The organism is Streptomyces sp. NPDC001832 (genome assembly GCF_040297265.1).
Taxonomy (GTDB): domain Bacteria; phylum Actinomycetota; class Actinomycetes; order Streptomycetales; family Streptomycetaceae; genus Streptomyces.
Genome location: NZ_JBEOYU010000003.1, coordinates 87420 through 114412, shown reverse-complemented (window position 1 = coordinate 114412; position 26993 = coordinate 87420). Strand labels below are relative to the sequence as shown.

The window sequence follows — 26993 nt, the reverse complement described above, 5'->3', positions numbered from 1 at the left end:
TCCTGTACTGCCGAAGTCCGCTCGGGATGTGCCGCGACGCAGACAGGAGACCTCCATGGAGCAGCAGCCGATCTTCATCGATCCGGCAGGCCGTGACATCCACGGCGAGGCGGAATCGCTCCGCCCCCACGGCTCCGTCGCCCCGGTCGAGCTCCCCGGCGGAATCCGGGCATGGGCGCCCACCGGGCACGAGGTGCTCAAGCGCCTCCTCGCCGACGACCGGGTGTCCAAGGACCCGAATCAGCACTGGCCGGCCTGGAGAGACGGCCGGTACAGGGAGAGCTGGATCAACACCTGGGTGGGCGTGCCCAACATGTTCACCGCGTACGGCACCGAGCACCGCCGGTTGCGCAAGCTCGTCTCACCCGCCTTCACGAAACGGCGGACGGACGCACTCCGGCCCCGTATCGAAGCAATCACCGCGACGCTGCTCGACCGGATGGCCACCTCTCCCGACGGGCGGGCCGAACTGCGAGCCGCCTTCGCCCACCCGCTGCCGATGGGAGTCATCTGCGAGCTCTTCGGCGTTCCCGAGTACCAGCGGGCCGACATCGCGCGGCTCGTCAGCGAGATCTTCGACACCACCGCGACGTCGGAACGGGCCCTCGCCACCCTGCAGGAGGTCTACGAACTCCTCGTCGGTCTGGTCGCCGCCAAGCGTGAGCAGCCCGCTGACGACCTCACCAGTGTGCTGATCGCCACCCGCGACGAGGAAGGCTCCAGCCTCACCGAGACCGAACTCGTCTGCACCCTCCTCCTCGTCCTCGGCGCAGGCCACGAGACCACCGTCAACCTGATCGGCAATGCCGTCCATGCCCTGCTCACCCACCCCGAGCAGCTCGCCCGGGTACGCGGTGGCGAGGTCCCCTGGAGCGAGGTCATCGAGGAGACCCTGCGCTGGGCCCCGCCGATCGCCAACCTTCCGCTGCGCTACGCCGTCGAGGACATCGAACTCCCCGACGGCGTCACCCTCGCACGCGGCGACGCGATCCTCGCCACCTATGCCGCAGCCGGCCGGGACCCCCGGCGGCACGGCGGGGACGCGGACAGCTTCGACATCTTCCGTGCCGACAAGGAGCACCTCTCCTTCGGCCACGGCGTCCATTTCTGCGTCGGCGCGTCACTGGCCCGGCTGGAGGCGTCGATCGCCCTCCCCGCCCTGTTCGCCCGCTTCCCCGGTCTGCGCACGGACGAAGCGTCGGCACCGGCGGATCCCCTGGAGTCCTTCATCGCGTGTGGCTTCGGTACCTTCCCGGTGCGCCTTGTCTGAACCGGCCGCGGAGGCGGCCGGATCACCGAGAGACGCCCGCTCAGGCACCGTCCTGAGCAGGCGTCACGTGATCCCGCAGCCGGTCCAGAAAGACCCGCTGCCCCGTGACCAGCCGCTCCGCGGCCTCCTGGGGCGTGCACCAGGCGAACCGGTCGATCTCCGGAAACTTGCGCAGCACACCGGATCCCCTCGGCCACTCCATGGTGAACGTCCCGGGAACGGCCGCCGCGGCATCGAGATCCGCCTCCATCGCCCACACGACCACCGTCTTGCCACCGGACTGACGGGCCTCACCGAGTGCCACCCACTCACCGTCCGGCGCCGGTCGGCCGAACTCCTCCTCGAACTCACGGCGGGCAGCGGTCGCGGGCTCCTCGTCAGGGCCGTACTCACCCTTGGGGATCGACCAGGCAGCACTCTCGCGGCCCGCCCAGAACGGACCGCCCATATGCCCGATGAGCACCTCGAAACCGGCACTGTCGTCCGCGGCCCCCTCCAGTCGGCGGAACAGAAGAAGACCCGCACTGCGCGTGGCGCGCTTCTGGGACGGCATGCCGTCAAGTCTGCGTCCCGGTAGCGTACGCCGCCACGCACGACACCCCTTGTCCGGTGATCACCGCTGTCATCGACTCGACGTTCCCTGTTTCCCCTGAGGTTCCCGATGCCCTCTGGTGCGTGGTTGTGCCCGCGGCCATGCTGTCCGCGGACAGCGCCTTCCGCCTGCGGGTCGGCGCCCAACCATCAGGATTCCAGGAGGATTTGTGGTCTTTGGCATAGTCGGAAAGACAACCGGACGGCGCGGGAGGGCGGCGCGAAGGTACGGAATGGCCGCGCGACCGCTCGTGCTGCTGGCGACGGTGTCCGCGGTGACGGCCGGCGCGATCTCTCCCGCCCTCGCTGATTCGGCCCCCGACCTCCACCCCCACACCTTCGCCGAAGTCCTCAGACCGGTCGCCCCACCACCCGCGAGCAACCCGGCAGGGGAGACCGCATCGGTCGCGGACGGCGACGGCATCGAGACCGCACGTACGTCGCGCCCGATCGCCCCGGGTATCCGTCTCGACTCGTACGACCGCCTCGAATCCGACAAGTGGCTGCGGGTCGACTCCCTCTCCGTCGACCTCGCCGGCACCGGCGTACAAGCCGACTACCTCTCCACCGGCAAGGTCTCCGGCCGGCGCACGGTCTCCGAACTCGCCGCCGGGCACGACGCCGGCCACGGCCGACGCACCGTCGCCGCGGTCAACGCCGACTTCTTCGACATCAACCAGACCGGTGCGCCGGAGGGGATCGGCATCAAGGACGGGGTCACCGTCCAGTCGCCCGCCCCGGGAATCAACCGGGCCGTCGGCATCGGCCCCGACAGCGCAGGCCGCATCCTGAACCTGTACTTCGAGGGGACGCTCACCCTCCACTCCGGGCAGCATCCGCTCGGCGCGTACAACGCCGCCAATGTGCCCGCCGGGGGAGTCGGCGCGTACACCTCCGCCTGGGGAACCGCCGACCGTGCCCTGACCGTGGACAAGGCGACCCCGGTCGCCGAAGCGGTCGTACGGGACGGCAAGGTCGTTTCCGTCTCGGACACCCCCGGATCGGGAGCCGTCCCCGACGACACCACCATCCTGGTCGGCCGTGAAGCCGGCGCCGCCGCAGTCGACGCCCTGAAGCCCGGCGACCCGGTGTCCCTGACCTACCGGGCACGCACCGACAGCGGAGCCGTGCCGCGCACCGCGGTCGGCGGCCGCGAACTTCTCGTCGTCGACGGGGTCGCGCAGAACCACGACGGCGAGGGCAACAACACCGCAGCGCCCCGCACCGCCGTCGGCTTCTCCAAGGACGGCCGAACCATGCAGATCCTCACCGTCGACGGGCGGCAGGCCGACAGCGGCGGCGTCACCCTCACCGAACTCGGTCTGATGATGCGCCACGCCGGCTCGTACAGCGCACTCAACCTGGACGGCGGCGGTTCGTCGACCCTCGTCGCGCGCGAGCCCGGCAGCGACGCGCTCCGGGTGGAGAACAGCCCGTCGGACGGCAGCGAACGCACCGTCCCCAATGGTCTCGCCCTCACCGCCCCCGACGGCAGCGGACGGCTCAAGGGCTTCTGGGTCCAGCCCCATACACCCTCAGGTTCCGCGCCGGGCGTCGACCCCGTCAAGGGCGGCCACCCCGACCGCGTCTTCCCTGGACTCACCCGACAGCTCACCGCGACCGGATACGACGAGACGTACGGCCCTGCCGACGGCACCCCGCGCTGGCTTACGGTGAGAGGAGCCGTCGGTACGGTCGACGACAACGGGCTTTTCATCGCCCGCCGCAGCGGCACCACCGACGTACGCGCCGAACACGGGTCAGCACGCGGCAGCACATCCCTGACCGTCCTCGACAAGCTCGCCCGGATCGAGCCGACCACCCAGCGGGTGGGCCTCGCCGACGCCGAGGCCACCGGCTCGTTCGGCATCGTCGGACTCGACGCCCACGGCAACAGCGCCCCCGTCGAACCGCGGGACATCGCCCTCGACTACGATCACGCACTCTTCGACATCCGCGACGACGGTCAGGGCTCATTCACCGTCACCTCACGTACCGGCGACGGGGCCGGACAGATCAAGGCGACCGTGGCCGGCACCACCACCGTCCTCGCAGTCAGCGTCGGCCTCGCCGAGCAGGCCGTCTCCTCCTTCGACGACGCAGGGTCCTGGAAGTTCAGCCAGGCCCGGGCGAGCGGTTCGCTCGCTGCCACGCCCGACGGCCACACCGGCACCGGACTGAAGCTCACCTACGACTTCACCCAGTCCACCGCGACCCGCGCCGCCTACGCAGCCCCGCCCCAGCCGGTCGCCGTGCCCGGCCAGCCCCAGTCGTTCAAGCTGTGGATCAAGGGCGACGGCAAGGGCGCCTGGCCGACCCTGCACCTCAAGGACGCCGCAGGCTCCGACCAGCTGTTGCGCGGACCGTACGTCACCTGGACCGGCTGGCGGCAGGTCACCTTCGCCGTACCGCCGGGAGCCGCCATGCCGCTCTCCGTGTCCCGCTTCTACCTCGCAGAGACCGCGGCCGCCAAGCAGTACACGGGCGAGATCGTCATCGACGAACTCACCACCCAGGTGCCGCCCACCGTCGACCTCCCCGAGCAGGCGGCTCCCGCCGACCCGTTGATCGACCCGGCGGCCGTGACCGAGGGCAGGGACTGGCAGTTCGCGGTGATGTCCGACGCCCAGTTCGTCGCCCGCGACCCGGACAGTGCGATCGTCACCCAGGCAAGGCGCACCCTGCGCGAGATCAAGGCGGCCGGCCCGGACTTTCTCGTGATCAACGGCGACCTCGTCGACGAGGGATCGCGCGCCGACCTGGCCTTCGCCCACCGGGTCCTCACCGAGGAACTCGGTGACTCGCTGCCCTGGTACTACGTACCGGGCAATCATGAGGTCATGGGCGGCAGGATCGACAATTTCGTCACCGAATTCGGGCCCGCCCAGCGGACGTTCGACCACAAGGGCACCCGCTTCGTCACGCTCGACACGTCCAGCCTCAGCCTGCGCGGCGGGGGCTTCGCCCAGATCGAACAGCTCCGCGCCCAGCTGGACGCGGCGGCGAAGGACCGGACCGTGGACTCGGTCATGCTGATCGAGCACGTGCCGCCGCGCGACCCGACCGTACAGAAGGGAAGCCAGCTCGGGGACCGCAAGGAGGCGGCCCTGGTCGAACATTGGCTCGCCGACTTCTGCCGTACGACGGGCAAGGGCGCGGCCTTCATCGGCAGCCATGTCGGGGTCTTCCACGCCTCGCACGTCGACGGAGTGCCGTATCTGATCAACGGCAACTCCGGCAAGGCACCGGCCGGACCGGCGGACGAGGGCGGCTTCACCGGCTGGTCGCTGGTCGGCGCCGACCACATCACGCCCGGCGAACAGGCCGCAGCGCGACAACGGCCGTGGCAGGGCGGCCCGGACTGGGTCTCCGTGCAGACCCGTGCGCATGTCGACGCGCTGGAAATCGACGCACCCTCGATGCTCGGCACCGGAAGCCGTACAAGAATCACGGCGACCGTCACCCAGGGCGCCCGCAGTGTCCCGGTCGGCTTCCCGCTGGCCGCGGACTGGACCGGATCCCCGAATGTCCACATCGGCAGCCGGGACGACGCACGGCAACGCCACACGGCGGTCCTCGACCCGTCCACCGGCACCCTCACCGCACTGCGACCGGGCACGATCACGCTCGCCGTGACGGTCAACGGAACGACACAGAAGGTGCAGATCAGGATCGGGGCGGCCGGGGCGGCGTCGGCCGCCTGACGGCCCACGGGCCTGCCCGGCGATCACAGCCGGACAGGCCCCGGGGCCGCTCAGCAACACCCATGAACACCCGCGCGGGGCGGCCTTCACGAACGTGGAGCCCATCTGCTTACGACCTCGCCCACGATCGTCAGCGGCGTCGCGGTGTCTGGGACCCCCGCCTCCGGCGTTGTCGTCAGTCTTCCCCAAGGTCTCGGCTTTGCTCGACCTGGGGAAGACCCCATCCGCTCCGCGTCGACTTCCTCCTCCGCCTTGGATTCGAAGGCCCCGGACGCCGCTCCTTCTCCCACTGCCAATCATGGGCGAGGTCGTTACACCTTGCGGTACCCGTGCGCCTCCGACGCCGCAGCTTCCACCGCCACGATATCGCCGCCTGCCGACGCGGTGACCACGGCGGCCACCGCACCCTCCAGGAACGGCGCGTCCACCAGCCGTGAGCCGCCTGGCAGTTCGTCTCCCTCGTCCAGCATCGTCTTGACCGTGAGCACCGCGCTGCCCAGATCGACCAGCAATGCCACCCCCGCACCGCCGTCCACCGATCTGGCTGCCTCAGCGATCAGCTGAGTGCTGGTCCCGAGACCACCCGCGGGAGTGCCCCCGGCAGCGGCCACCGGAGCCGTCGCACCACCCGCCGCGAGACCCCTGGCCAGCTCGGCGACGGACTCGGCCACCGGGCCGCTGTGCGAGACCAGCACGATCCCGACCTGCTTCCCGCCGCTCACGCGTCACCGCCACTCGCACCATCGGTCTCGGCCAGTGCAGCGACCAGCAGGGCGGAGGACGTCGCCCCCGGATCCTGATGCCCGATACTGCGCTCACCCAGATAACTCGCCCTGCCCTTGCGGGCCAGCATCGGAACTGTCGCCAGCGCCCCTGCCTCCGCCGCCTCCCGGGCCGCCACGAACGACATGCCGAGCGCCTCGGAGGCCGGCAGCAGCGCATCGAGCATCGTCTTGTCCCCGGCCTGCGCCCCGCCCATCTGGGCCACGGCCGCGACGCCCACCCCGAGCGCCTCCGCCAACTGCTGCCGTGCCACCCGTGGCGCTTCGCCCAGAGCCTTACCGGTACGCCGCAACAGTGTCCCGTACAGCGGGCCCGAAGCCCCGCCGACCGTTGCGATCAACTGCCGCCCGGCGAGCATCAACACGGCCCCCGGGGTCTGCGGCGGTTCCTTTTCCAGGGCCGCCCGCACCGCGGTGAATCCGCGCTGCAGATTACTGCCGTGATCGGCGTCCCCGATCGCCGAGTCGAGCTCGGTGAGATGGTTCGCCTCGCGGTCCACGGAAGCCGCGGCCGCGGTCATCCAGCGGTGGAAGAAGTCGGCGTCGAGCACATGATCTCCTTTTCCGGCGGGTCAACGGCCCCAGCGCAGCGCAGGCGTCTCCACCGGCGCGTCCCAGAGGCGCAGCAGCTCCTCGTCCACCTGGCAGAGCGTCACCGAGCAGCCCGCCATGTCGAGCGAGGTCACATAGTTCCCCACGAGCGTACGAGCCGCCACCACACCCCGCTCGGACAGCACCCGCTGCACCTCGGCATTGAACCCGTACAGCTCCAGCAGTGGTGTCGCACCCATCCCGTTGACCAGCACGATCACGGGTCCACGCGGCCGCAGGTCCTCCAGGAGCGCGTCCACCGCGAAGTCCGCGATCTCCCGCGACGTCATCATCGGACGCCGTTCCCGCCCCGGCTCGCCATGAATCCCGATGCCCAGCTCCAGCTCGCCCGGCGGAAGATCGAATGTGGGTGACCCCTTGGCAGGTGTGGTGACGGCGCTGAGTGCCACCCCGAAACTCCGCGATGCCTCGTTCACCTGCCGGGCAATGGCCTCCACCCGCTCCAGCGGCGCACCCTCCTCGGCCGCCGCGCCGGCGATTTTCTCGACGAACAGGGTCGCGCCCGTGCCTCGCCGTCCCGCGGTGAACAGACTGTCGGTCACCGCCACGTCGTCATTGACGAGCACCTGGGTGACCCGCACGCCCTCGTCCTCGGCGAGCTCGGCGGCCATCTCGAAATTCAGCACGTCACCGGTGTAGTTCTTGACGACGAACAACACCCCCGACCCACTGTCGACCGCGGCGGCGGCCCGCACCATCTGATCCGGCACCGGCGAGGTGAACACCTCTCCCGGGCAGGCCGCGGAAAGCATCCCGGGCCCGACGAACCCCGCATGCAACGGCTCGTGCCCCGACCCGCCCCCGGAGACGAGCGCCACCTTCCCGGCCACGGGCGCGTCACGCCGTACGACGACACGATTCTCGACATCCACGGTCAGCTCGGGGTGGGCGGCGGCGATACCGCGCAGCGCGTCCGCGACAACGGTTTCGGGGACGTTGATGAGCATCCTCATGCGTACCTCCTGGGACGGTTAGCAGGTGGGTCTTCGACCTGTGTTTTTGCTGGTCAGAGCGGTATGGACAGTTCTTGACCTCGGCGGTCAGTAGCGGCTGTAAGCGGGCTGTGGCAGTACTGATGCTGGCTTAATGCTGATTTCGGTGACGGTTCGTCAGGTCGGCTGCGCGGTCGGGCGGGACTCGGGTGGAGTGCCGCTGTCGGCAGTATCGGCCTTGCGGCAGCGAAGGTCACGCGCGAGAACATCACTGGGCGTGCCCCGTCAACGGCTAGGGCGTGTTTCGAAAGTCCCGTCGTCCGCCCGAAGGGCGGGCCCCGCGGCGTCTGGTGCGTGCGATCGCAAGGCGGAGGGTCGTCCTCGTACTGGACGTACGAGGACGATCCCGACAACGCGGCGAGCGTGCGTGCCAGACGCCGCGGGGCAGGCGGGACTTTCGAAACACGCCCTAGGGACGCAGGGCGCGCAGCAGCAGGTCGGCCAGATGGTCGGCAACCTCCTGCTGGCTGAGCGGGCCGTCGGGCCGGTACCAGGTGGACAGATGGTGTACCGAGCCGAAGTGGTAGTCGACGATCAGGTCCGCCGGGGTGGCCGTGGAGAACACTCCGCTCCGCTGGCCCTCTTCCACCAGGGCCCGGAAGCGCTCGTGGTAGCGGCGCCGCTCCATACGTACCTGCTTGTTCTTCTCCGGGCTGAGGTGGTGCATGGACCGGAAGAAGATCGAGGCATCGTCGAGGTTCTCGATGGTCGTGACGACCACATCCGCGGCGGCGTCGCGCAGCCGTTGTTCGACCGGGGCGTCGGCGTCGGCGAAGGCGTCGAGGCGCTCCTGCTGGAGCCGGAGCACCCGGGCGTAGACCTCCTGGAGCAGGTCCTCCTTGGAGCCGAAATAGTGGTAGAGGGCGCCCTTGGTGACGCCTGCCGCCTCGACGATCTCCTGGACCGAGGTGCGGTCGTACCCCTGCTCGGCGAAGAGCCGGGTGGCGGCGGCCAACAGCCGTTGAGGGACGGGGACCGTGCCCCCGTCCGTCGCCTTGGCCATAGCCGCCACCTTCCTTCCGTACCGTGCGTGAATCCGTGCTGTGCGTGAAACGGTCTGCCGAGGGGAACGCAGTTCCCGCCTGAGGATCTTCCCACTCGCCGTCTTCGGGATTTCAGTCAGGATCTCGTCTCCTCCCACTTCTGCTGGAGGTGGTTCATATTGCCGAGCCAGTGGTCGGTGTCCTTGGCGCGGGCCCGGTAGTACGCGGCCACCTCGGGGTGCGGCAGGACGAGGAAGCGGTCCTCGGCCATGGCGTCGAAGAGCGCGTCGGCAACCGCCTCGGGCTCGATGGCGCTGGGGGCGAGGACGAGTTCGCCGGCCGATCCGGCGGCGGTGAGCATGTCCGTACGCACGCCCTGCGGGCAGATCGCGTGGACCTTGATGCCACGGTGGCGGTAGGTCAGTGAGAGCCATTCGGCGAAGGCGACGGCTCCGTGCTTGGTGACGCTGTACGGTACGGCGCCGATCATCGCCAGCAGTCCGGCGGCGGATGCGGTCGAGACGAAGCGGCCGCTGCCGCGTTCCAGCCAGTCCGGCAGCAGCGCTCTGGCCGCGCGGACATGGGCCATCACATTGACGTCCCAGGCGGCGGCCCAGACCTCCTCGTCGACGAAGAGGTCGCCGGGCGAGGCGAGGCCCGCGTTGGCGCAGTAGATGTCGACGGTGCCGTCCAGCGCGTCCCGGGCGGCGTCCACGATCCGCGAGGCGTCACCGGCGACGGCGGTGCCACCGATCTCCTCGGCCAGCGGCTTGATCCTGGCCTCGTCGAGGTCGTTGACCACGACCCGTGCGCCTTCCGCGGCGAATCGGCGGGCCAGAGCGGCTCCGATGCCGCCTGCGGCCCCCGTGATCACTACGCCCGCACCCTGCACCGTACTCATCGGTCCCGCCTCTCTCAGCCGACTGTCTCAGCAGACTAACCAGTCGGTATGTCGTCGGGGAAGGGGTTGGCGCCGCTCGAGCGACACTCCTGTCACAACTGTCACGTCCGGCTCATTCCGTATGGCCTGAACGCGCGCTAGCGTGCGTGACCATGACAGTCGTCGCGATCATGGAGGTAGCTGAATGAGCCTGTCCAGACGTGGATTGCTGGCCGCCGGCGGTGCGGTGGGGGCCCTCGCGGCGACGGCCGCGGGTACCGGGGTCGCGACGGCCGCCCCCATCCCCGGCCAGGGACGGGGCACCGTGCACGGCCGGGTCCGTACCGGCTTCGACCGGCTTGCGGCGGACGGCTACGCGCTGCTGAAGGGCCAGAAGGTCGGGGTCGTCACCAACCCCACCGGGATCACTTCCGACGTGCGCCACATCGTCGATGTGATGCATCCGGACGACCGGGTGGACCTGATCGCCGTCTTCGGGCCCGAGCACGGATTCCGCGGCACCGCGCAGGCGGGCGGTTCGGAGGGACGCTACGACGACCCGGCAACCGGACTCCCGGTCTACGACACGTACTTGAAGAGCGGGCAGCCGCTCGCCGATGTCTTCACCGCGTCCGGGGTGGACACGATCGTCTTCGACATCCAGGACGCGGGCGCCCGTTTCTACACCTACATCTGGACGCTGTACGACTGCATGGCGGCGGCGGCGCTCGCGGGCAAGCGGTTCGTCGTCCTGGACCGGCCGAACCCGGTGACCGGGCGGGCGGCACTCGGTCCTGTGCTCGATCCGGCGTTCGCCACGTTCGTGGGCCGCCGGGAGATCGCACAGGCGCACGGCATGACGGTCACCGAGCTGGCGCTGCTCTTCAACGCGGAGTTCCTGGCCGAGCGGCCGGTGGACCTGCGCATCGTGAAGATGTCGGGGTGGAAACGCTCGGACTTCTTCGACGCGACCGGGCTTCCGTGGGTGCCGCCGAGCCCCAATATGCCGACGCCGGACACGGCGCTGGTCTACTCGGGGACCTGCCTGTTCGAGGGCACAAACCTTTCCGAGGGGCGTGGCACGACCCGGCCGTTCGAGCTGCTCGGTGCGGAAGGCATCGACCACCGGTGGGCGGCGGCCGCGAACGCGCTCGATCTGCCGGGGGTGGCCTTCCGCGAGGCGTACTTCGCGCCGACGTTCTCCAAGTTCCAGGGAAGGACGGTCGGCGGGGTGCAGTTGCACGTCCAGGACCGTGAGGCCTTCGATCCGGTCCGCACGGGGATCGCGCTGCTGGTGACGGCGAAGCAGACGTGGAGCGGATTCGCCTGGCGCTCGGACAACTGGATCGACAAGCTCACCGGCAACACCCGGGTCCGCACGATGATCGATGCGGGGGCGGACACGGATGAGGTGGTGGGGGCGTGGGAAGAGGATCTCACCGCGTTCCGGGGCGTCCGGAAGAGGTACCTCCAGTACCGGTGAGCCCAGGGACGTCCGGGGGCCGGTTCCTTTGTCCTCAAACGCCGGACGGGCTGGGTGCGTTCGCAGAACGGCCCTGATGGTTCCGGCCCACCGGCCGAACGGTTGCGCCCTCAATCGCCGGACGGCCTGGATTCCCGGCTCCGGCTGGAAGGCGGGGCGCCGAAGGGCGGGCGCCGGAAGGCCGAGCGCCGGACGGGCGGGCAGATCAAGCCCGTCCGGCACCAGAGGACATCTTCCGGCGCTACCGGTGCGCCGGGAACTCCACCACCTGCTGGTACGTCGGGCGGTTCTGCCAGTGGATGGACTTCTGGTCGATCCCGCCCAGCGGCCGGTGGACGATCGAGTCCGTGCACCACTGCTTGCCGGCCTTGCAGTTGTCGTCACCGGGGTAGACGTCCGCGGCCGGCTCGGCCGCAGCCCGCTTCAGGGATGCCAGCAGTGCGTCACGGCAGTTGCCCAGATCGCCGTTCCCGCAGTACGCCTTGGCCAGCGGACCCTTGACCGGCTGCCCCAGGACCCGGCGCAGGTCCTTGTCCGCGAAGCCCCACCAGCCGTACTGGAACGCCGAACCACTGTGCGCCCCGCTCGGCCCGTGACTGGCCGCCGGAGACTCGTCGGTAGCGAGGTTCGCGGTCAGCGCCCCGTACAGGTCCTCGCCGAGACCCGGCTTGAACTCGGCCTCGACCAGCTTCGGCCACCACGCGTCCATGATCCGTACAGCATCGGCGTAGGTGTACACATGCGATCCGGGACTGCTCTCCTTGCGCTGCGATCCTGCTGCCCGCCAGGACTCCAACTGCTGTACGACTCCGTTCAGTTCCGGATCGGTGACCGGCCGGGTGCGGATCACCTTGAGCAGTTCGGGCAGCAGCTGTTCGCCGCGCAGATCGGTGACGGCGGCCTGAGCCATGGCCCGGGTCAGGGACGCACGGGTCACACCGCCCTCCTCGACCAGCTCCGCCACACGGTCGTCCAGCAGATCGGCCCGGTGCACCGCGCTGAGGCCGAAGCCCGCGGAGGCGTACCCCTTGGCCTGCTTGTTGTTCCAGGAGACGTAGTAGTCCTGGCCGCTGGAGTGCGGATGCTCGGCGAACGAGGTGTACGCGGCGGTGTTGGCTGCCGGGTCGTACCCCTTCCACTCGTAGGCCTGCGCGGCCGTCACGGGCAGCGCCGGGTCGACGCCCGTCGCGCGTACCGGGTTCATGCCGCTGTTGTAGTACGCGGCGGTGCGGGAGTCGGCGTAGAACCAGTTGAACGCGTAGTCGATATTGCTCGCCGCCCGCTGGAAGGAGGCGGCGTCCTTGACGTACGCCGGGTCGTTGAGCATCTGGAAGCCGATGATCGAGTCGGCCTCGTGACGGTAGGTGGTGCGCAGCGAGGTGTACGCGACGGGCTTGCCGCCCACGGTGGCGCGGTGGGTGACGATGCCGTAATTGGTGCGCCGTACCTGCATCCGGTAGGAACCCTTCGCCGTGGAATCGGCGACGGTCGGTGTCCAGGAATTGGTGCGCTCCAGCGTCTCCATGGCGGTGCAGGTGCCCCGGTAGAGGTAGTGCGTGGAGTCCTTGGTGGGGACGGAGCCGTCGGGCTCGCACAGGTCGATGGCGTAGGTGTCGGTGATGTCCTGGCCGGCCGAGGTGGCGCTCCAGGCGTAGTCCTGGCCGCGGCCCATCTGGATGTACATGCCGACACCGGCGAAGGAGACACCTCGGGCGCTGATGCCGGGGCCCTGGAGTTCCTGGAGCATCATCAGCTGCGGGGCGAAGTAGCCGGTCTGGGGTCCGAAGACCGCGATCGGGTTTCCGCTCGCGGTGTGCTTGCCGGAGACCAGCAGGGCGTTGGACAAACCGCGCTTCTGGGCGCCGGAGCCGGAACCGGGCAGCGAGCCCTCGGGGATGACGCCGTCGTCGTAGATGCCCTGGGCCTTCTTGAGCGTGGCCGGGGCCTTGACGGGGGTCTTCCGGTCCGTGCCCGCGGAGCCGGTGCGGTCGTGGATCAGGGGTTCAGCCGTGACGGACCCGCTGTCGGGCAGTGCGGTGCCGCGGGCCGTGGCGGGCTTGCCGGCGTACGGGAACGACGTGCCGTCATGGATCGTCAGCACGGCCTCGGGATCGTTGCGCTGCCGGAACGACTCCCAGACCTTGGTGCCTTCGGCGACGCCGTACTTCTGCTGGGCGGAGAGGAGCGAGAGCGCCGCCTGTACCTCGCCGCCGCCACCGCCACCGAACTGACCGCCGACCACTGAGGCGATCGAGATCAGGTCTGTCAGCTTGAACGGCTGGATCTCCCCGATGTTGGTGATCGCGTCGATCTTGCCGGTGAGAACGTACTCACCGGGGAAGTAGCGGCCCTTCTTGGACTTCTCGCGGTACGCGTTGATGCCGTCGACATACGCCTGGGCGTCCGCCATGGCCTGTTCGCCGCGGGCGCCCTCATGGGTCCTGATGTACTCGACCTGGGCTTCGAGATCGGCCTCGGTGTACGGGGCCTGCGGCCAGAACTGCTGCTCCAGGCCCTGGTTGGCGAGCGCGCCGCCCGCGAACGAGGTCAGTTCGCCGCGTCCGATGTGCCGGAAGAGATCCATCAGCCAGAGCCGGTCCTGCCCGGCCGCGAATCCGGCACCGAACTCGGTGCCGTAACGGGTGGTGCCCTTGATGTGCGGGACACCTGACGTCTTGTCACGGGTGATCGTGACGTCGTCGCGCGGCGAGGTGACGGACTCGACCTGGTCCTCGGGCACGCCGAACGAGGCATCATTGAAGAAGTCGGTCAGCTTCTGGTCGGTGAGACCGGTGTGCCCGGCCACCAGGCCGTTGTAGCGGTCGAGTTGGTCGTCGCTGTGGGCGGGGTGCGTACCGAACGCCTTGTTGCCGAGGATGTCGACGAGCGTGGCGTTGCCGTTCTCGCCGGGCGGCAGAATGTCGTCGCACTGCCCCTGGCAGTAGTCGGTGACGGGTGAAGGTTCCGCTGCCGCGGCACCGGACTGCGGTGAGGCCGCCAATAAGGTGGTGCCGAGCGCGAGAACCGCCGCGGCGGTAGCGACTCTGAACTTGACGGTGCGTGGGGGCATACGTGCTCCTCCGAGAGGCCGATGCGCCGGAGGTTACCGCCGGTACGACCCGCCAAGAGGGTGAACACCAGTCACCTTTTCTGAATCATCACATGCCGCCGCCTGCGGCCCGCTGTCCAATCGTGGGTGAGGCCGTAAGTCATCTCGCATGGCGGACGTCACCATATTTTGGATCCGAATCGGGCAGTCGTACGTCCATTCCTTGACGCCGAAGTACGAGCGACGGAGGTGACAGTGCAGTGGCCGGATTCCGGAGTCTTGCGCGACAGGTCCGCGACCCGCGGGGCGACCTGGCGCTGCGGCGGTATTCGCTGCGCAAGTGCCTGGAGAGGTTCGCCCCCTACGGGCATCGGGCGACATGGGATCATCTGTGCGCCCGGCACGGGATCGAGCCCGAGGACCGGTCCCCCGATCCGGAACGGCTGGTGCGCGCGCTGGACGAGCTGGAGGCGGCGCGGGCCGTCTGGCTCCGATACGAGGCGGGGTTCGCCGAGCGGCGCAGGAGGGAGAAGCGCGACGGGCTTCGCAGGCCCGGGGCGTTCGACGACTGGCACCGGCGCACCTTGGGCGGCCACGGGGTCGCCCGCTGCGAGGACCCGGCGGTTCACCCCTCGGCGCCGTTGGCCGAGGTCCTCGGCCGGCTGATCGCCGCGCTGGAGTCGGAACCGGGCGCCTCCTGCCCGGTGTGCGCGGGCACCGAGATCGCCTGGCGGCACGATCTGGAGTGCGAGCCGTGGTCGGGGCCGGTCTGCACGCGGTGCGGAATCGTGGTGCCGCAGCCGGCGCTCACACCGGGGGCGCTGGCGAAGGCCCGAAACGCATGGCGACGGGAGATGGCATCGGCGGCATGACGGACAGCGAAGGGCGCCCGGCGCACCCGCCAGGCACCCCCGAGCGGGCGGGCCCACGCCGCTACGAGCAGTCGGCCGACCGGCGCTCCGGCATCAGGCGTGAGCCGCTGATCCGCTGACCGGAGATGTCGTCCGGGTTGGAGAGCACACAGTTCTCCAACGACAGACAACCGCAGCCGATGCAGTCGGTGAGGTGGTCCCGCAGTCGGCCCAACTGCGCGATGCGCTCGTCCAGTTCGGAGCGCCATGCCGCGGAGAGCCGCGCCCAGTCGTCACGGTTCGGGGTGCGTTCCTCGGGGAGTTCGGAGAGTGCGTCCCGGATGGTGGCGAGCGGGATGCCGACCCGCTGCGCCGCACGGACGAACGCGACCCTGCGCAGCGCGTCCCTGGTGTAGCGGCGCTGGTTGCCGCTGGTGCGGCGGCTGCTGATCAGGCCCTTGGCCTCGTAGAAATGCAGGGCCGAAACAGCGGCGCCGCTGCGCGCCGAGAGCTGGCCGACCGTGAGTTCATGGAGTGTCTGTGGGATCTGGGGCACCCCTCCAACCCTACTTGCCCCTCCCACGGCCGGTCCGTCGTTGACAGGAACGCACCCGGCAACCATTCTGAGCAAGCGCTTAGACAGTGCGATTACGGATGACCGCCGGCCGCGAGCCGGACGGGTGGCCGAGAACTGGAAGGGCAGGGACCAGGGACATGGCAGAGCCGAGGATCTTCACGTCCGCGCAGGAGTTGCGTGACGGGGTGGGTGAGCAGCTGGGGCACAGCGAGTGGCTGGAGATCGAGCAGAAGAGGATCGACCTCTTCGCCGAGGCCACCGGTGACCATCAGTGGATCCATGTGGACCCGGAGCGGGCCGCGGCCGGGCCGTTCGGCACGACGATCGCGCACGGCTACCTCACGCTCTCACTGCTGCCGGCGCTCGTACCCCAGATCATGCGGGTCGAAGGCATGAAGATGGGCATCAATTACGGGACGAACAAGGTCCGCTTCCCGTCCACCGTGCCCGTGGGCTCCCGGCTGCGCGCGACGGCCGTCCTGAAGAACGTCGAGGAGGCCGGGGGCGGTGTGCAGGTCACCGCCCTCGTCACGGTCGAACGCGAGGGCGGCGACAAGCCGGTGTGCGTGGCCGAGTCGGTGTCACGCTACTACTTCTGACGACGCGCCCAGTCACCTCTGCCGTCGGCAGCGACCATGCGCAGCACGAGGTCGGCATACAGCTCGCCGACCTCGTCCGGCGTCCGGCTGCCCTGCGCGTTGAACCAGCGCGCCACATCGATGCAGAGCGAGAGCACCGCGAGCGTGGTGCCCGGGATGTCGGGCACGTCGAACTCCCCGGCCTGCACACCCTCGCTGATGATCCGGCGCACCACCGCGTCGCTCCTGCGGCGCAGCTCGACGATCTCCATGCGGTGCTCCTCACCGAGGGCATCGAGTTCGTACTGGACCACACGGGCCGTGGTGTGGCGTTCGGCGTGCCAGCGGACGAAGGACCGTACGGCCTCGGCCAGCCGCTCGGCGGCCGTGCCCCCGCCGTCGGCGGCGGCCTCCAGGACGAACAGGGCGCGGTCGTGACCGATCTTGCTGATCCGGTGGAGCAGCTCTTCCTTCGTCTTGTAGTGGATGTAGAGCGCGGCGGGGCTCATCCCCGCGCGGCCGGCGATGTCGCGGGTGGTGGTGGCGTGGTACCCGCGCTCGGCGAAGGCGTCGACGGCGGCGACGAGGAGCCGCCTGGCCGCCTCGGGCGTCACCTCGGCCCACGGCTCACTGTCACCGTGGATCTCCTCCGCCGTGCTCATCGTCACTCGCCCCTCTCGTCAGCAGGACGAACACCATACCCCGAACCTGAGCAAGCGCTTAGGGTTCGTCCGGACGGGATCGTCAGACCTTCTGGAAGGGGTCGTGCTCGGCAAGGATCTTCTCCAGCCGGGCCTGGTCGACCCGGCTGATGAGCTGTCCCGCTTCCTGGCGGTCACGGATGACCTTGGCCAGGGTGAAGCACGAGGTGACCAGGTAGAGAACGCCGATCGCGAGGAATCCTCGGACCCAGGCGTCGGCGTCCAGGAAGTAGATACCGAGAGCCACTGCGGCCATCGCCACCCCGAAGGACGCGACGGCCTGGCCGTAGAAGGCCGCGGTGCTCTGCTGCTTGACCGATGTTGTGTCACTCATGACCACCAGCATCGACCGACGTGGCATGCGCCACCATCCGCCCCCGTACTCAGCCCAGTACTCAGACTCCCGTTCGAGCATTCCCTCGACTCCCCCATTCACCGGTCGGCCTTACGGCCTGGTGCACGATAGAGAGTGGATCGCCGGGAGCCCGCTCGCTATCGTGCACCAGGCCGTTAATTAGCGCTGCTAGTTTTCTGCTTGTTGCCCCTACCATGTGCCGCATGGCCCGACCGCGCAAGCCCCTTCTCAGCAGAGACCGCATCGTCGAGACGGCGAGCGCACTCGTGGACTCCGAAGGCCTCGACGCCGTCTCCACCCGTCGGCTCGCCGCCGAACTCGGGGTCAGCGGACCCTCGCTCTACAACCACTTCCGCACCAAGGACGAGATCCTGGACGCGGTCGCGGACGCCGTGTCAGCCCAGGTCGATCTGTCGATGTTCGACGAGTCGGACACCCGCGGCTGGCGCGCCGCCCTGCATGACTGGGCCGTCTCCTATCGCGCGGCGCTCACCGAGCACCCACACATCGTTCCGGTGCTCGCCCAGGGCCCGGGACACCACCCGGCCGGTCTGCGGGTTGCCGACGCGGTCTGCGGCGCGATGGTCAGGGCCGGCTGGCCGCCCGCCCAGGCCACGTACATCGGGGCCCTGATGCGCTACTTCATCACCGGCTCGGCCCTCGGTTCGTTCGCCCACGGCTCCGTCGACGACGAGACGGCGTACGACCGCGCGGACTATCCGCACCTCGGCCAGGCCCATCTGCCGGCCGACCGCCGCCAGAAGGTCGACGAGGGGGCGTTCGAAACCGGGCTGCGGGCACTGGTCGACGGCCTCTCCCTCCAGTACGAGCAACTGGTGCCCGCCGGGACTGTGCGGCCCGCACCGAAGCGTTCCTGACGCATCCTGGAACGCATGGCACGCATGGCGCACCCCGACCCGGCCGCACCCCGCCTCGCCGCCCTGGCCGCGCTCCTCGCCGACGAGACCCGGGCCGCCTTCTGCCTGGCCCTGCTCGACGGCCGCGCCTGGACCGCGGGCGAGCTGGCCAGATACGCCTCGGTGGCGCCGTCAACCGCCAGCGAGCACCTGGGCAAGCTCGTCGCGGGCGGGCTGCTGACCGAGGAGCGGCAGGGCCGCCACCGCTATCTGCGGCTCACCGACGAACGGGCCGCGCACCTCGTCGAGGACCTCGCGGCCCAAGCCGTCCCCCGCACCGTGCCCGAGCGTCCGCACACCCTGAGCGCGGTGAGCGCCGGCAGCGCGCTGGCCCGCGGACGCACCTGTTACGACCATCTCGCGGGCCGGATCGGCATCGCGATCGCCGATGCCATGACCGTACGAGGACTGCTGCGGCAGGACACCGGCTTCGCGCTCACCGACGACGGGCTCAGCTGGTTCGGCGGACTGGGCATCAGTCTGGAGTCGAGGTCGCGGCGTCCGCTCGTCCGGAGCTGTCTGGACTGGACGGAGCGCAGGCCGCACCTGGCAGGCGTCGCGGGAGCGGCACTGTGCCGGCATGCGCTGGATGCCGGGTGGTGCGTACGGATCGGGTCCGGGCGCGCGGTGAAGGTGACCCCGGACGGGGAACGGGCGCTGAACGAACACCTCGGCATCGAGCCGTCCACCATTCGGTGAGGGCCGAACGATCACTGTCCTACTTTCGGGTCCATGACGACGACACCCACCCCGGCGGCGACACCTGCGGCACATCGTGACTGGCGGGCCCCCGCCGCGGCCTGCACCAGCGTGCTGCTGTGGGCCTCCGCCTTTGTCTCCATCCGCAGCGCCGGGGATGCCTATTCGCCCGGCGCGCTCGCTCTCGGCCGGCTGCTCGCGGGCTCCCTGGCGCTGGTCACACTGCTGGTGCTGCGGCGCGAGGGGCTGCCGTCGCGGGCCGCCTGGCCAGGGATCATATGGTCGGGCCTGCTCTGGTTCGGCCTGTACATGGTGGTGCTCAACTGGGGTGAGCAGCTGGTCGACGCGGGCACGGCCGCGATGGTGGTTAACATCGGTCCCCTCCTGATCGCGCTGCTCGGTGCCCGGATGCTCGGCGAGGGACTGCCCAGCAGGCTGGTGGCCGGCATGGCCGTGTCGTTCGCGGGCGCCACCGTGGTCGGGCTCTCGATGTCGGGGCACGGCAATGCGTCGGTGCTCGGCGTGGCGCTCTGTCTGCTGGCCGCGGTGGCGTACGCGGCGGGGGTGGTAAGTCAGAAGCCCGCGCTGCGGCACGGCTCAGCACTGCAGATCACCACGTTCGGCTGCCTGGTCGGCACCGTCGCCTGCCTGCCCTTCTCCGGCGAACTGATCTCCGACGCCGCCGACGCACCCCTGTCCGCCACCCTGAACATGGTCTATCTGGGCCTCTTCCCGACCGCGCTGGCCTTCACCACTTGGGCCTACGCACTCGCCAGGGACCACCGCGGGACGGATGGGCGCCACCACCTATGCGGTGCCCGCGCTGGTGGTGGTGATGTCCTGGCTGCTGCTGGACGAGGTGCCCGCGCCGCTCACCGTCGGCGGGGGGCTGCTCTGCCTGGCCGGGGTGGCGGTCTCCCGGATGCGTCCGCGGACGGGCCGGACAGGCGGGACCGACCGACCGGGGCTCGTGCCGGATTCCCCGGACAGCCGCCGCTCCGGACCGCCGTCGTCAGCCGAGTTCCGCGGCCTCCGTGCCGGGGCTCTCGAACTGGGTGCGGTACAGCTCCCCGTACCGGCCGCCGACCGCCAGGAGTTGTTCGTGGGTGCCCCGCTCCACGATCTGCCCGTTCTCCACGACAAGGATGAGGTCGGCCGCCCGTACGGTGGAGAGCCGGTGGGCGATCACGACTGCCGTGCGTCCGGCGAGTGCTTCGGTGAGCGCCTCCTGCACGGCCGCCTCGGAGGTGTTGTCCAGGTGGGCGGTGGCCTCATCGAGGATGACGACGCGCTGGCGGGCCAGGAGCAGCCGAGCGATGGTCAGCCGCTGACGTTCGCCGCCGGAGAGGCGGTAGCCGCGTTCGCCGACGACCGTGTCGAGCCCGTCGGGGAGTGAGGCGACCAGGCCGTCCAGGCGTGAGCGGCGCAGGGCGTCCCAGAGGTCCTCCTCGGTGGCTTCCGGCCGGGCGAGCAGGAGATTGGCGCGGACCGACTCGTGGAAAAGGTGGCCGTCCTGGGTGACCATGCCGAGGGTGTCACGCAGGGTGTCAACGGACAGATCGCGTACGTCGATGCCGCCGATGCGTACCGAACCCTCGTCCGTGTCGTACAGGCGTGGCAGCAGTTGCGCGATGGTGGACTTGCCCGCGCCGGACGAACCGACGAGTGCCACTGTCTGGCCGGGTTCGGCGCGGAAGGAGACCCCGCGCAGCACTTCGCCGCCGCCGCGGGTGTCGAGAGTCGCGACGTCTTCGAGCGAGGCGAGGGAAACCTTGTCGGCGGACGGGTAGCCGAAGCGTACGCCGTCGAACTCCACGGAGACCGGCCCTTCCGGGACCGCGCGTGCGTCCGGCTTCTGCTCGATGAGCGGCTTGAGGTCGAGGACCTCGAAGACCCGCTCGAAGCTGACGAGGGCGCTCATCACCTCGACGCGCGCCCCGGCAAGGGCGGTGAGCGGCGCGTACAGCCGGGTCAGCAGCAGAGCGAGGGAGACGACCGCGCCCGCGTCGAGCTGCCCGCGCAGCGCGTAGAACCCGCCGAGCCCGTAGACCAGGGCGAGCGCCAGTGCGGACACGAGGGTGAGGGCGGTGATGAACACGGACTGTGCCATGGCCGTGCGTACCCCGATGTCGCGCACCCTGCCTGCTCTGGCGGCGAATTCGGCGGACTCGTCGGCGGGCCGGCCGAAGAGTTTGATCAATGTGGCGCCGGGCGCGGAGAAGCGCTCGGTCATCCGGGTCCCCATTGCGGCATTGTGGGCCGCGGCCTCCCGCTGGAGCCTCGCCATCCGGGTGCCCATGCGGCGCGCGGGCAGCACGAAGACCGGCAGCAGCACCAGGGCGAGCGCGGTGATCTGCCAGGAGATGGAGAGCATGACACCGAGGGTGAGGAGCAGCGTCACGACATTGCTGACGACGCCGGAGAGTGTGTTGCTGAAGGCGCGCTGGGCGCCGATGACGTCATTGTTGAGGCGGCTGACGAGCGCGCCGGTACGGGTACGGGTGAAGAACGCGATCGGCATGCGCTGCACATGGTCGAAGACGGCGGTGCGCAGATCGACGATCAGCCCTTCGCCGAGGTTGGCCGAGAGCCAGCGACCGGCCAGGCCGAGCGCCGCCTCCGCGACGGCGATCACGGCGATGAGCAGAGACAGCCGTGTGACGGTGTGTCCGTCCTTGCCGGCCACGATCGCGTTCACCACGCGGCCGGCGAGGACGGGGGTGGCGACCGCGAGCAGCGCCGTCGCCACGCTCAGCATCAGGAACAGGGCGACCCGGCGCAGGTGCGGACGGGCGAACGCGGCGATGCGCCGCAGGGTTGCTCGGTCGAAGGGGCGTCGGTCCGCTTGCGCGTTCATGACGTTGTGGAGTTGCGTCCAGGCGGTGGCTTCCATGCTCATGAGAGGAACGTACGACCTCCAGCGGACTTGAGGTCAACCACCCGGATTCGAGAAGAAGTTCGCCCTCGTTGATCTCCTACGGGCCGACGATCACGCGGAGCAGGTGTTGTGTGTCGCGGCGGTACTGCCAGGACTGCGGGACGAGCTCCCTCGCAGTCAGTCCAGGACTTGCGCGAGGTAGGCGCGGAGCAGGACACGGGTCTCGGCGACGATGGCCCGGTCGCCCGACGGGTCGGTACGGAAGGCGAGTTGGAGGAGGGCGTCGGCGGCCTCGACGCAGACCAGGACCGTCCGGAGAAGATTCTCGTCGGGGGCACGGCCGAGGTGCCCGGAGAGCAGTTCGGTGAGCCGGCCCGCGACCCGGTGGTTGGCGTCACTGGCCGGGTCGTCGTCGGGGGCCGGAGCGCCGAAGTCGACGAGGGCGAAGCCGGCCACGGAGCGCTTCATCACCAGGTATTCGTCCAGGACGGCATCGATGGTGCTGCGCCAGTCGGCGGCCGGGATGGCGGCGAGGCGGGCGGTGATGCGTTCGGCGTAGCTGTCCAGGTTGCGCCGGGCGAGCGCGTCGGTCAGGGCGCGCTTGTTGGAGAAGAACCGGTAGACGGAGCCGATGGGGACCTCGGCACGGACGGCGACGGCACGGGTGGAGAGCTGCTCGTACCCGGTCTCGTCGAGGAGTTCGGCGCAGGCGTCGAGTATCCGTGCGAGGCGTTCGGCGCTGCGCTGCTGCACGGGGGCACGGCGGAGGTTCGTGTTCGCATGGGGCACGGTCTCCATGATGCCGTGGGTCTCCTCCGCGGGTGCCAGGTCGGTGTTGCCGGTGCGGCCGTCATGCGATGAGCAGGGACAGCCCGCCGATGGTGTACGTGATCATCAGGACCAGTAGCGGGAGTTGCCCCGCGACGGCGCGGCCGGGCGGGAAGAGGCGTACGGACCTGTCGTGGGCTGCGATGACGCCGAGTACGTGGCCGAGGACGATCGCGGCGACCTGGAGCGTGGCGACGCCGCCCGGCCCCAGGGGAGGCTCGGGCGGGACGGGATTGTCAGTGCCGGATGCCACCATGACTGTGCGTGGCCCTTCGGTGACGAAGAGCGTGAAGTAGTGGGCGATGAGATAGCCGAGGGCGATCGGGACGAGCGAGTGGGCGAAGGCGGCGAGGGGGTGGCGGAGTTGACCGGAGATCAGCCGGGTGGCGCCGGCGCAGAGGGCATAGAAGGTGGCGACGAGGGTGACAGCACCCAGGAGTCCGAGCGTGGCCGCGGTGGTGCGGCCCAGGGGTGAGCTCTGGACGGTGGTGATCCAGGAGGGTGCGTCGGAGAAGCCGTCATAGGCGGTGGAGCCGAGCATGACGCAGACGGTGGCGACGAGTCCGGGGGTCTGCGGCGTGGCATCGAGTCCGTTGAAAGGGGAGCGGAGTACGAGGCGGCGGTCGGCGGGGCGGCGGCCGAGCGGGGAGAGCCGGGCAAGCAGCCCCGAGTAGACCTCGAAGGCATCCGCCCGGTCGAACCATCCGGCGCCGTGGCGGGCGGCGCCTGCGAGGTGGACGGCGGCGTAGAGGGAGAGGAAGAGGAGGAGGGAGGTGGTCGATGCGGGATCGGGGGCGACGAGTTCGAGCCAGGTGAAGGCGAGGAGCCCGGCCGCGGCGGGCCAGAGCCCGAGGCGTATGGGAAGGGGGTGGCCTGCGGCGGGATCGCGGCCGAGCACGCGGCAGCCGAGGAGGTGGACGGTACGGAGCGGGTTGAGCAGTCGCCAGACGGGACCGAGCAGGAGTGATGCGGGGACGAGCCCGACCCAGAGGAGTACGTAGACGGCGCCGGGGGCCGGGTTGCGGTCCGGGTCGTCCGGGCCGAGGAGGAGGTGGAGCGTGATGAACAGGGCGGTGGCCAGTCCGAGTACGCGCACGGCGATACGGGTGGGGCGGGCGTCAGCGAGGCGCTGGACGGCGGCCGGGAGCGGGCGGCCCGCCCGGTCGCCGCGGAATCGGGAGGAGGACCAGAGCAGGCCGAGCGCGAGAAAGGAGACGAAGAGCGCGGCGAAGGCACCGGCGAAGGCGTAGAAGGGGGACAGCGGAAGGTCGTGCTGGGCGCCGATGCCATGAGCGAGGACGCTCACCGTACGACGAGTTGAGTCAGGAGCAGGCCGGACTCATGTGTCTCGACTTCGAAGAGGCCGGTGCGGGTGGCGGTGAACGTGAGGCTGACGGTCTTTCCTGCGGGCAGCCGGGCCTCCTTGTCATAGCCGTGGACGTGGAGGGTGTCGGCGTGGTCGCTGCGGACCCGGAGTTCGACGATCCGGCCCTTCTTGATCTCGGTGCGGCCGGGGGCGGGGGTGACCTTGCCGTGGGAGACGACGATCTCGAGGGTCGCGCCGGGCCGAGGCGTTTCCGGTTGGTGCGCCTCGGGGGCGGTGGGCTGTGCGGAGGCAGTGGCGAGGGAGGTGGTGGCCTGGATCGGGGCGGAGTTCACGGCCCAGGCGGTGTGGTCGTCGGCGAAGAGCCGGGCGGTGAGGCCGGTGCCGCCGCCGGCGCTGCGGACGAGGGAGTCGGGAAGGTGGTACCAGGAGCCGTAGACCCGGGCGAGGGGGCGGCCGTCGAGGAACAGCCGGGCGTGGCCGCGCCCGAGGAGAGCGGCGCCGCCAACGCTGTCCGGGGTGAACCGGAAGTTCCGTACGGAGAGTTGGACGTTCCAGCCGTCCTCGGAGTCCGGACGGACGGCGAGCGTCACCTCGGGGGCGCCGTCCGCGTCGACCTGGCGCAGCCGGTGCCCGGAGCCGTCGTCGAGGGTGAGAAGCCGGCCGACGCTGCCGCTGGCCTGCTCGTGGCTGGTGCCGGGTTTGTGGTGGGTGGTGGCCCGCCCGCCGCAGGCGCTCGCACCCAACACGAGGGCGCCTGCGGTGAGCACGGTGATGGCTGCGACGCCCGGCCGGGCGGGCCGCAGTCGCCTGCGGGAACGCTTCACGATGGGTCTCCTTCCGGGGCGGGGGCCGGGGTGGCAGGCGCGTCCACGCCCGAGTCCGGAGCAGGGCCTTCCTCCGACGCTCCCCGTTCGCCCGACGCTCCCTGTTCGCCGTGCCGGGCGGCGGCCACGACGGCCCACACCACCCAGATCACACCGAGCAGTCCACGCACCCAGGCCGGGCTGAGCGGAATCCACGGAATCATGAACACGGCCTTGTCGACGGCGTCGAGCAGGGTGAGCGCACCCAGGACCACCGTGGTCCAGCCCAGCCAGGGCCGTTCGCCCCGCAGCACCAGCCCGATCCCGGTCCACCACACCCCGGTCAGCAGTAGCGCCAGCGCAGGCACGTAGGAGGAGGCCAGCCCCATCGTCGATCCGGCCACATCCAGCCCGAGACCGATCGCGCCGAGCACGGTGACCGCGGTGGCGAGTCTGCTGCCGCGCAGTCTGCGCCACCACAGCACCCCGCCGACCAACGCGAGCACCACCGCGACCGCCAGCACCACCTGTACCTCGATGCGCTCGATGCCACGTGCTCCGTACCAGTCGCAGCCGGCCGGCAGCCGTCGCGCCTGCACGTTGTAGTCGGCGCAGACCAGCAGTTGGGCGAGTTTGACGGGTTCGCCGACGAGCCGGTCGCTGCGCCCGGACACCGCGCCACGCTCGGAGCCGCAGGCGGGCAGGGCGCGCGGGGTGGAAGGCCCGGTGTCCGACTGCCAGCAGTTTCCGTCGCCCTGGCCGTCCCACCACACGTCGGTGCGGTTGGGCCGGGAGCTTCCCGCCTTGTCCGTGCCGAGGCGGTTGCCCGCGTACCGGTTGTGGTGGGAGGTGTCGGTCTGCTTGGACAGCGCGCTCTCGCCGCGGATGAAGGCGGGGACCGCGGACAGGAAGAAGGCGGCGCGCTTGTGCCCGTAGATCCAGTTGTTCTCGTACAGGTTCCAGTTGCCGCCCGCGGTGATGATGCCGGTGCCCGGCGGCATGGAGATCTGCGGGCAGACGACCCCGTCCTCGTAGCCGCGGTCCACGGGCGGCTTGGCGCAGGTTCCGTCGGCGACGTACGGGTAGTAGTCGGCGTTGTTGTCGTGGATCAGGTTGCGCTCGAAGCGGGCGTGGTTCTGCGGCAGTCCTGGGTGGCCGGGGAAGGCGCTGTCCATCGAGGCGCCGCCCATGTTGTGGTCGAACTCGTTGTCGTGGACGTAGACGGAGTCGCCCGCGGTGCCGGAGTAGCCGACCATGTTGTGGTGGCTGCGGCAGCCGGTGATCTCGATCGAGTAGCGCGGGACTTTGTAGCCGTACGCGTCGTTGATGTTGGACGCGCTGCCGGGGTAGATGCCGGAGTCGCCGTTTCCGTACGACTCGCAGTTCTTGTACAGCCCGTGATCGCTTGCGAAGGTCAGAAAGCCGTACTCGTCGTTCCACCGGGTGAGGACGGAGTCGATGACGAAGCCGTCCTGCGCCAGAACGTACAGGGAGTTGAACGTGGTGCGCTGGGCGGTGAAGTTCTTGAAGTAGATGCCGTCGGAGCCGTCCGCGCGGATCGCGTTGAGCTTCTGGTACTTGGCGTCGATGACGACATCCGTGCGCTCGGCGCCCGTGCCCTCGATCTGGAGGTTCTTCTTGCCGAGGATCGCCACCAGGTTCTGGTTGTGCGGGCACTTCGTCTGCTGCGCGTAGGACAGGATCTGGTAGCCGAGCTTGGAATTGGGCGCCTTCAGCCGGGCGCACTCCCCCGCCGGCTTGGGCAGTGAGGGCTCCTCCTCGTACAGGCCGGGCAGGATCGCGATGTTCATGCCGGGTCTGCCGACCGAGTCGACGGCCTGCTGCAGATGACGGTAGCCGGAGTTCAAGCACCGCTCGTACAGCTTCAGGTTCCGGGCCCGCAGCCCGTCGGGGAAGCCGGATATGCGGCGCTCGAAGTCCGCCCGGTCGCTCTTGCAGACCAGCAGATCCGGTTCGCCGGTGCGGTGCACGGGGACGCTGCCGGTTCCGTCGGGCAGGGTGACCGGACGTTCCTCGTGCGCCTGGGCCGCCGGAGCCGCGAGGAGGGCGGCGGCGAGCGCAGCCAGGACCACCAGAAGTCTTCGTGTCCACGACATGTTCGGGAGAGTAGAG

At 69.9% G+C, this 26993-nt stretch carries 22 protein-coding genes and 1 pseudogene; 8 read left to right on the top strand and 15 right to left on the bottom strand.

The features are described 5' to 3' along the window. Nucleotides 1-55 precede the first annotated feature (55 nt). Complete coding sequence (locus ABT115_RS04100; RefSeq protein WP_351783803.1) at nt 56-1270, top strand: cytochrome P450 family protein; 1215 nt, start codon at nt 56-58, stop codon at nt 1268-1270. A gap of 40 nt (nt 1271-1310) precedes the next feature. Here ABT115_RS04100 and ABT115_RS04095 read toward each other — a convergent pair whose 3' ends face one another. Next, nucleotides 1311-1823, bottom strand: a complete 513-nt coding sequence (locus ABT115_RS04095) for an NUDIX hydrolase (RefSeq protein ID WP_351783801.1) — start codon at nt 1821-1823, stop codon at nt 1311-1313. Nucleotides 1824-2094: 271 nt separating this feature from the next. On the opposite strand from ABT115_RS04095, the gene ABT115_RS04090 reads away from it, so the two are divergent. Next, the gene (locus tag ABT115_RS04090) at nt 2095-5565 is read left to right on the top strand and encodes a phosphodiester glycosidase family protein (RefSeq protein ID WP_351783799.1); all 3471 of its coding nucleotides are present in this window, start codon (nt 2095-2097) and stop codon (nt 5563-5565) included. Nucleotides 5566-5876: 311 nt separating this feature from the next. On the opposite strand, the gene ABT115_RS04085 is transcribed toward ABT115_RS04090, so the two are convergent. The 5 genes from ABT115_RS04085 to ABT115_RS04065 form a co-directional block, all read right to left on the bottom strand. Next, nucleotides 5877-6287: a PTS-dependent dihydroxyacetone kinase phosphotransferase subunit DhaM gene (locus ABT115_RS04085; protein WP_351783797.1), complete on the bottom strand. Its 411-nt coding sequence runs from the start codon at nt 6285-6287 to the stop codon at nt 5877-5879. After that, nucleotides 6284-6898, bottom strand: a complete 615-nt coding sequence (dhaL, locus tag ABT115_RS04080) for a dihydroxyacetone kinase subunit DhaL (RefSeq protein ID WP_351783795.1) — start codon at nt 6896-6898, stop codon at nt 6284-6286. Before dhaL ends, ABT115_RS04085 begins: the two co-directional genes overlap by 4 nt. Nucleotides 6899-6919: 21 nt before the next feature. Next, nucleotides 6920-7912 (bottom strand): dihydroxyacetone kinase subunit DhaK, encoded by a 993-nt coding sequence (dhaK, locus tag ABT115_RS04075; protein WP_351783793.1) that lies wholly within the window; start codon nt 7910-7912, stop codon nt 6920-6922. 448 nt (nt 7913-8360) lie between these two features. After that, nucleotides 8361-8954, bottom strand: coding sequence for a TetR/AcrR family transcriptional regulator (locus tag ABT115_RS04070; RefSeq protein ID WP_351783791.1), 594 nt, complete (start codon nt 8952-8954; stop codon nt 8361-8363). Nucleotides 8955-9070: 116 nt separating this feature from the next. After that, the gene (locus ABT115_RS04065) at nt 9071-9835 is read right to left on the bottom strand and encodes an SDR family oxidoreductase (RefSeq protein WP_351783789.1); all 765 of its coding nucleotides are present in this window, start codon (nt 9833-9835) and stop codon (nt 9071-9073) included. Nucleotides 9836-10019: 184 nt separating this feature from the next. Between ABT115_RS04065 and ABT115_RS04060 the strand changes: the two genes are divergently transcribed. Continuing rightward, complete coding sequence (locus tag ABT115_RS04060; RefSeq protein WP_351783787.1) at nt 10020-11297, top strand: exo-beta-N-acetylmuramidase NamZ family protein; 1278 nt, start codon at nt 10020-10022, stop codon at nt 11295-11297. A gap of 241 nt (nt 11298-11538) precedes the next feature. Here the strand turns inward: ABT115_RS04060 and ABT115_RS04055 are convergent, their stop codons facing one another. Beyond that, nucleotides 11539-14367, bottom strand: coding sequence for a penicillin acylase family protein (locus ABT115_RS04055; protein ID WP_351783785.1), 2829 nt, complete (start codon nt 14365-14367; stop codon nt 11539-11541). Nucleotides 14368-14606: 239 nt separating this feature from the next. On the opposite strand from ABT115_RS04055, the gene ABT115_RS04050 reads away from it, so the two are divergent. Then, nucleotides 14607-15218 carry a hypothetical protein gene (locus ABT115_RS04050; protein WP_351783783.1) on the top strand — a complete coding sequence of 204 codons (612 nt, stop codon included), beginning with the start codon at nt 14607-14609 and terminating at the stop codon, nt 15216-15218. Nucleotides 15219-15279: 61 nt separating this feature from the next. Here the strand turns inward: ABT115_RS04050 and soxR are convergent, their stop codons facing one another. Continuing rightward, on the bottom strand, nt 15280-15753 hold the full coding sequence (gene soxR, locus ABT115_RS04045) for a redox-sensitive transcriptional activator SoxR (RefSeq protein ID WP_351783781.1): 474 nt from the start codon (nt 15751-15753) through the stop codon (nt 15280-15282). Between the two features lie 158 nt (nt 15754-15911). Here soxR and ABT115_RS04040 point away from each other — a divergent pair, with 158 nt between their 5' ends. After that, a complete protein-coding gene (locus ABT115_RS04040) occupies nt 15912-16373 on the top strand; it encodes a MaoC family dehydratase (protein ID WP_351783779.1) in 462 nt (153 codons plus the stop codon). Here ABT115_RS04040 and ABT115_RS04035 read toward each other — a convergent pair. Together ABT115_RS04035 and ABT115_RS04030 are read right to left on the bottom strand one after the other, a co-directional pair. Beyond that, entirely contained in the window at nt 16364-17014 is a 651-nt protein-coding gene (locus ABT115_RS04035; RefSeq protein ID WP_351783777.1) for a TetR/AcrR family transcriptional regulator, read from the bottom strand. The two genes, ABT115_RS04040 and ABT115_RS04035, sit on opposite strands and share 10 nt — an antisense overlap. An 82-nt stretch (nt 17015-17096) precedes the next feature. Beyond that, nucleotides 17097-17387: a YiaA/YiaB family inner membrane protein gene (locus ABT115_RS04030; protein ID WP_351783775.1), complete on the bottom strand. Its 291-nt coding sequence runs from the start codon at nt 17385-17387 to the stop codon at nt 17097-17099. 224 nt (nt 17388-17611) lie between these two features. Here ABT115_RS04030 and ABT115_RS04025 point away from each other — a divergent pair, with 224 nt between their 5' ends. The 3 genes and pseudogenes from ABT115_RS04025 to ABT115_RS04015 form a co-directional block, all read left to right on the top strand. Further along, entirely contained in the window at nt 17612-18286 is a 675-nt protein-coding gene (locus tag ABT115_RS04025) for a TetR/AcrR family transcriptional regulator (protein ID WP_351783773.1), read from the top strand. 15 nt (nt 18287-18301) lie between these two features. Then, nucleotides 18302-19024, top strand: a complete 723-nt coding sequence (locus ABT115_RS04020) for an ArsR/SmtB family transcription factor (RefSeq protein ID WP_502969024.1) — start codon at nt 18302-18304, stop codon at nt 19022-19024. A 33-nt stretch (nt 19025-19057) separates the two neighbouring features. After that, nucleotides 19058-19976 (top strand): annotated as a pseudogene (locus ABT115_RS04015) (DMT family transporter); the annotation flags it as partial. Between the two features lie 60 nt (nt 19977-20036). Here the strand turns inward: ABT115_RS04015 and ABT115_RS04010 are convergent. The 5 genes from ABT115_RS04010 to ABT115_RS03990 all read right to left on the bottom strand — a co-directional run bounded on the left by ABT115_RS04010 (nt 20037) and on the right by ABT115_RS03990 (nt 26977). After that, nucleotides 20037-21923: an ABC transporter ATP-binding protein gene (locus ABT115_RS04010; protein WP_351783771.1), complete on the bottom strand. Its 1887-nt coding sequence runs from the start codon at nt 21921-21923 to the stop codon at nt 20037-20039. A gap of 156 nt (nt 21924-22079) precedes the next feature. After that, complete coding sequence (locus ABT115_RS04005) at nt 22080-22700, bottom strand: TetR/AcrR family transcriptional regulator (RefSeq protein WP_351783769.1); 621 nt, start codon at nt 22698-22700, stop codon at nt 22080-22082. Between the two features lie 52 nt (nt 22701-22752). Beyond that, a complete protein-coding gene (locus ABT115_RS04000) occupies nt 22753-24036 on the bottom strand; it encodes a hypothetical protein (protein ID WP_351783767.1) in 1284 nt (427 codons plus the stop codon). After that, nucleotides 24033-24881, bottom strand: coding sequence for a hypothetical protein (locus ABT115_RS03995; RefSeq protein ID WP_351783765.1), 849 nt, complete (start codon nt 24879-24881; stop codon nt 24033-24035). Before ABT115_RS03995 ends, ABT115_RS04000 begins: the two co-directional genes overlap by 4 nt. Further along, a complete protein-coding gene (locus ABT115_RS03990) occupies nt 24878-26977 on the bottom strand; it encodes a right-handed parallel beta-helix repeat-containing protein (protein ID WP_351783763.1) in 2100 nt (699 codons plus the stop codon). The genes ABT115_RS03995 and ABT115_RS03990 overlap by 4 nt, the downstream gene beginning before the upstream one ends. Between the last annotated feature and the right edge of the window lie 16 nt (nt 26978-26993).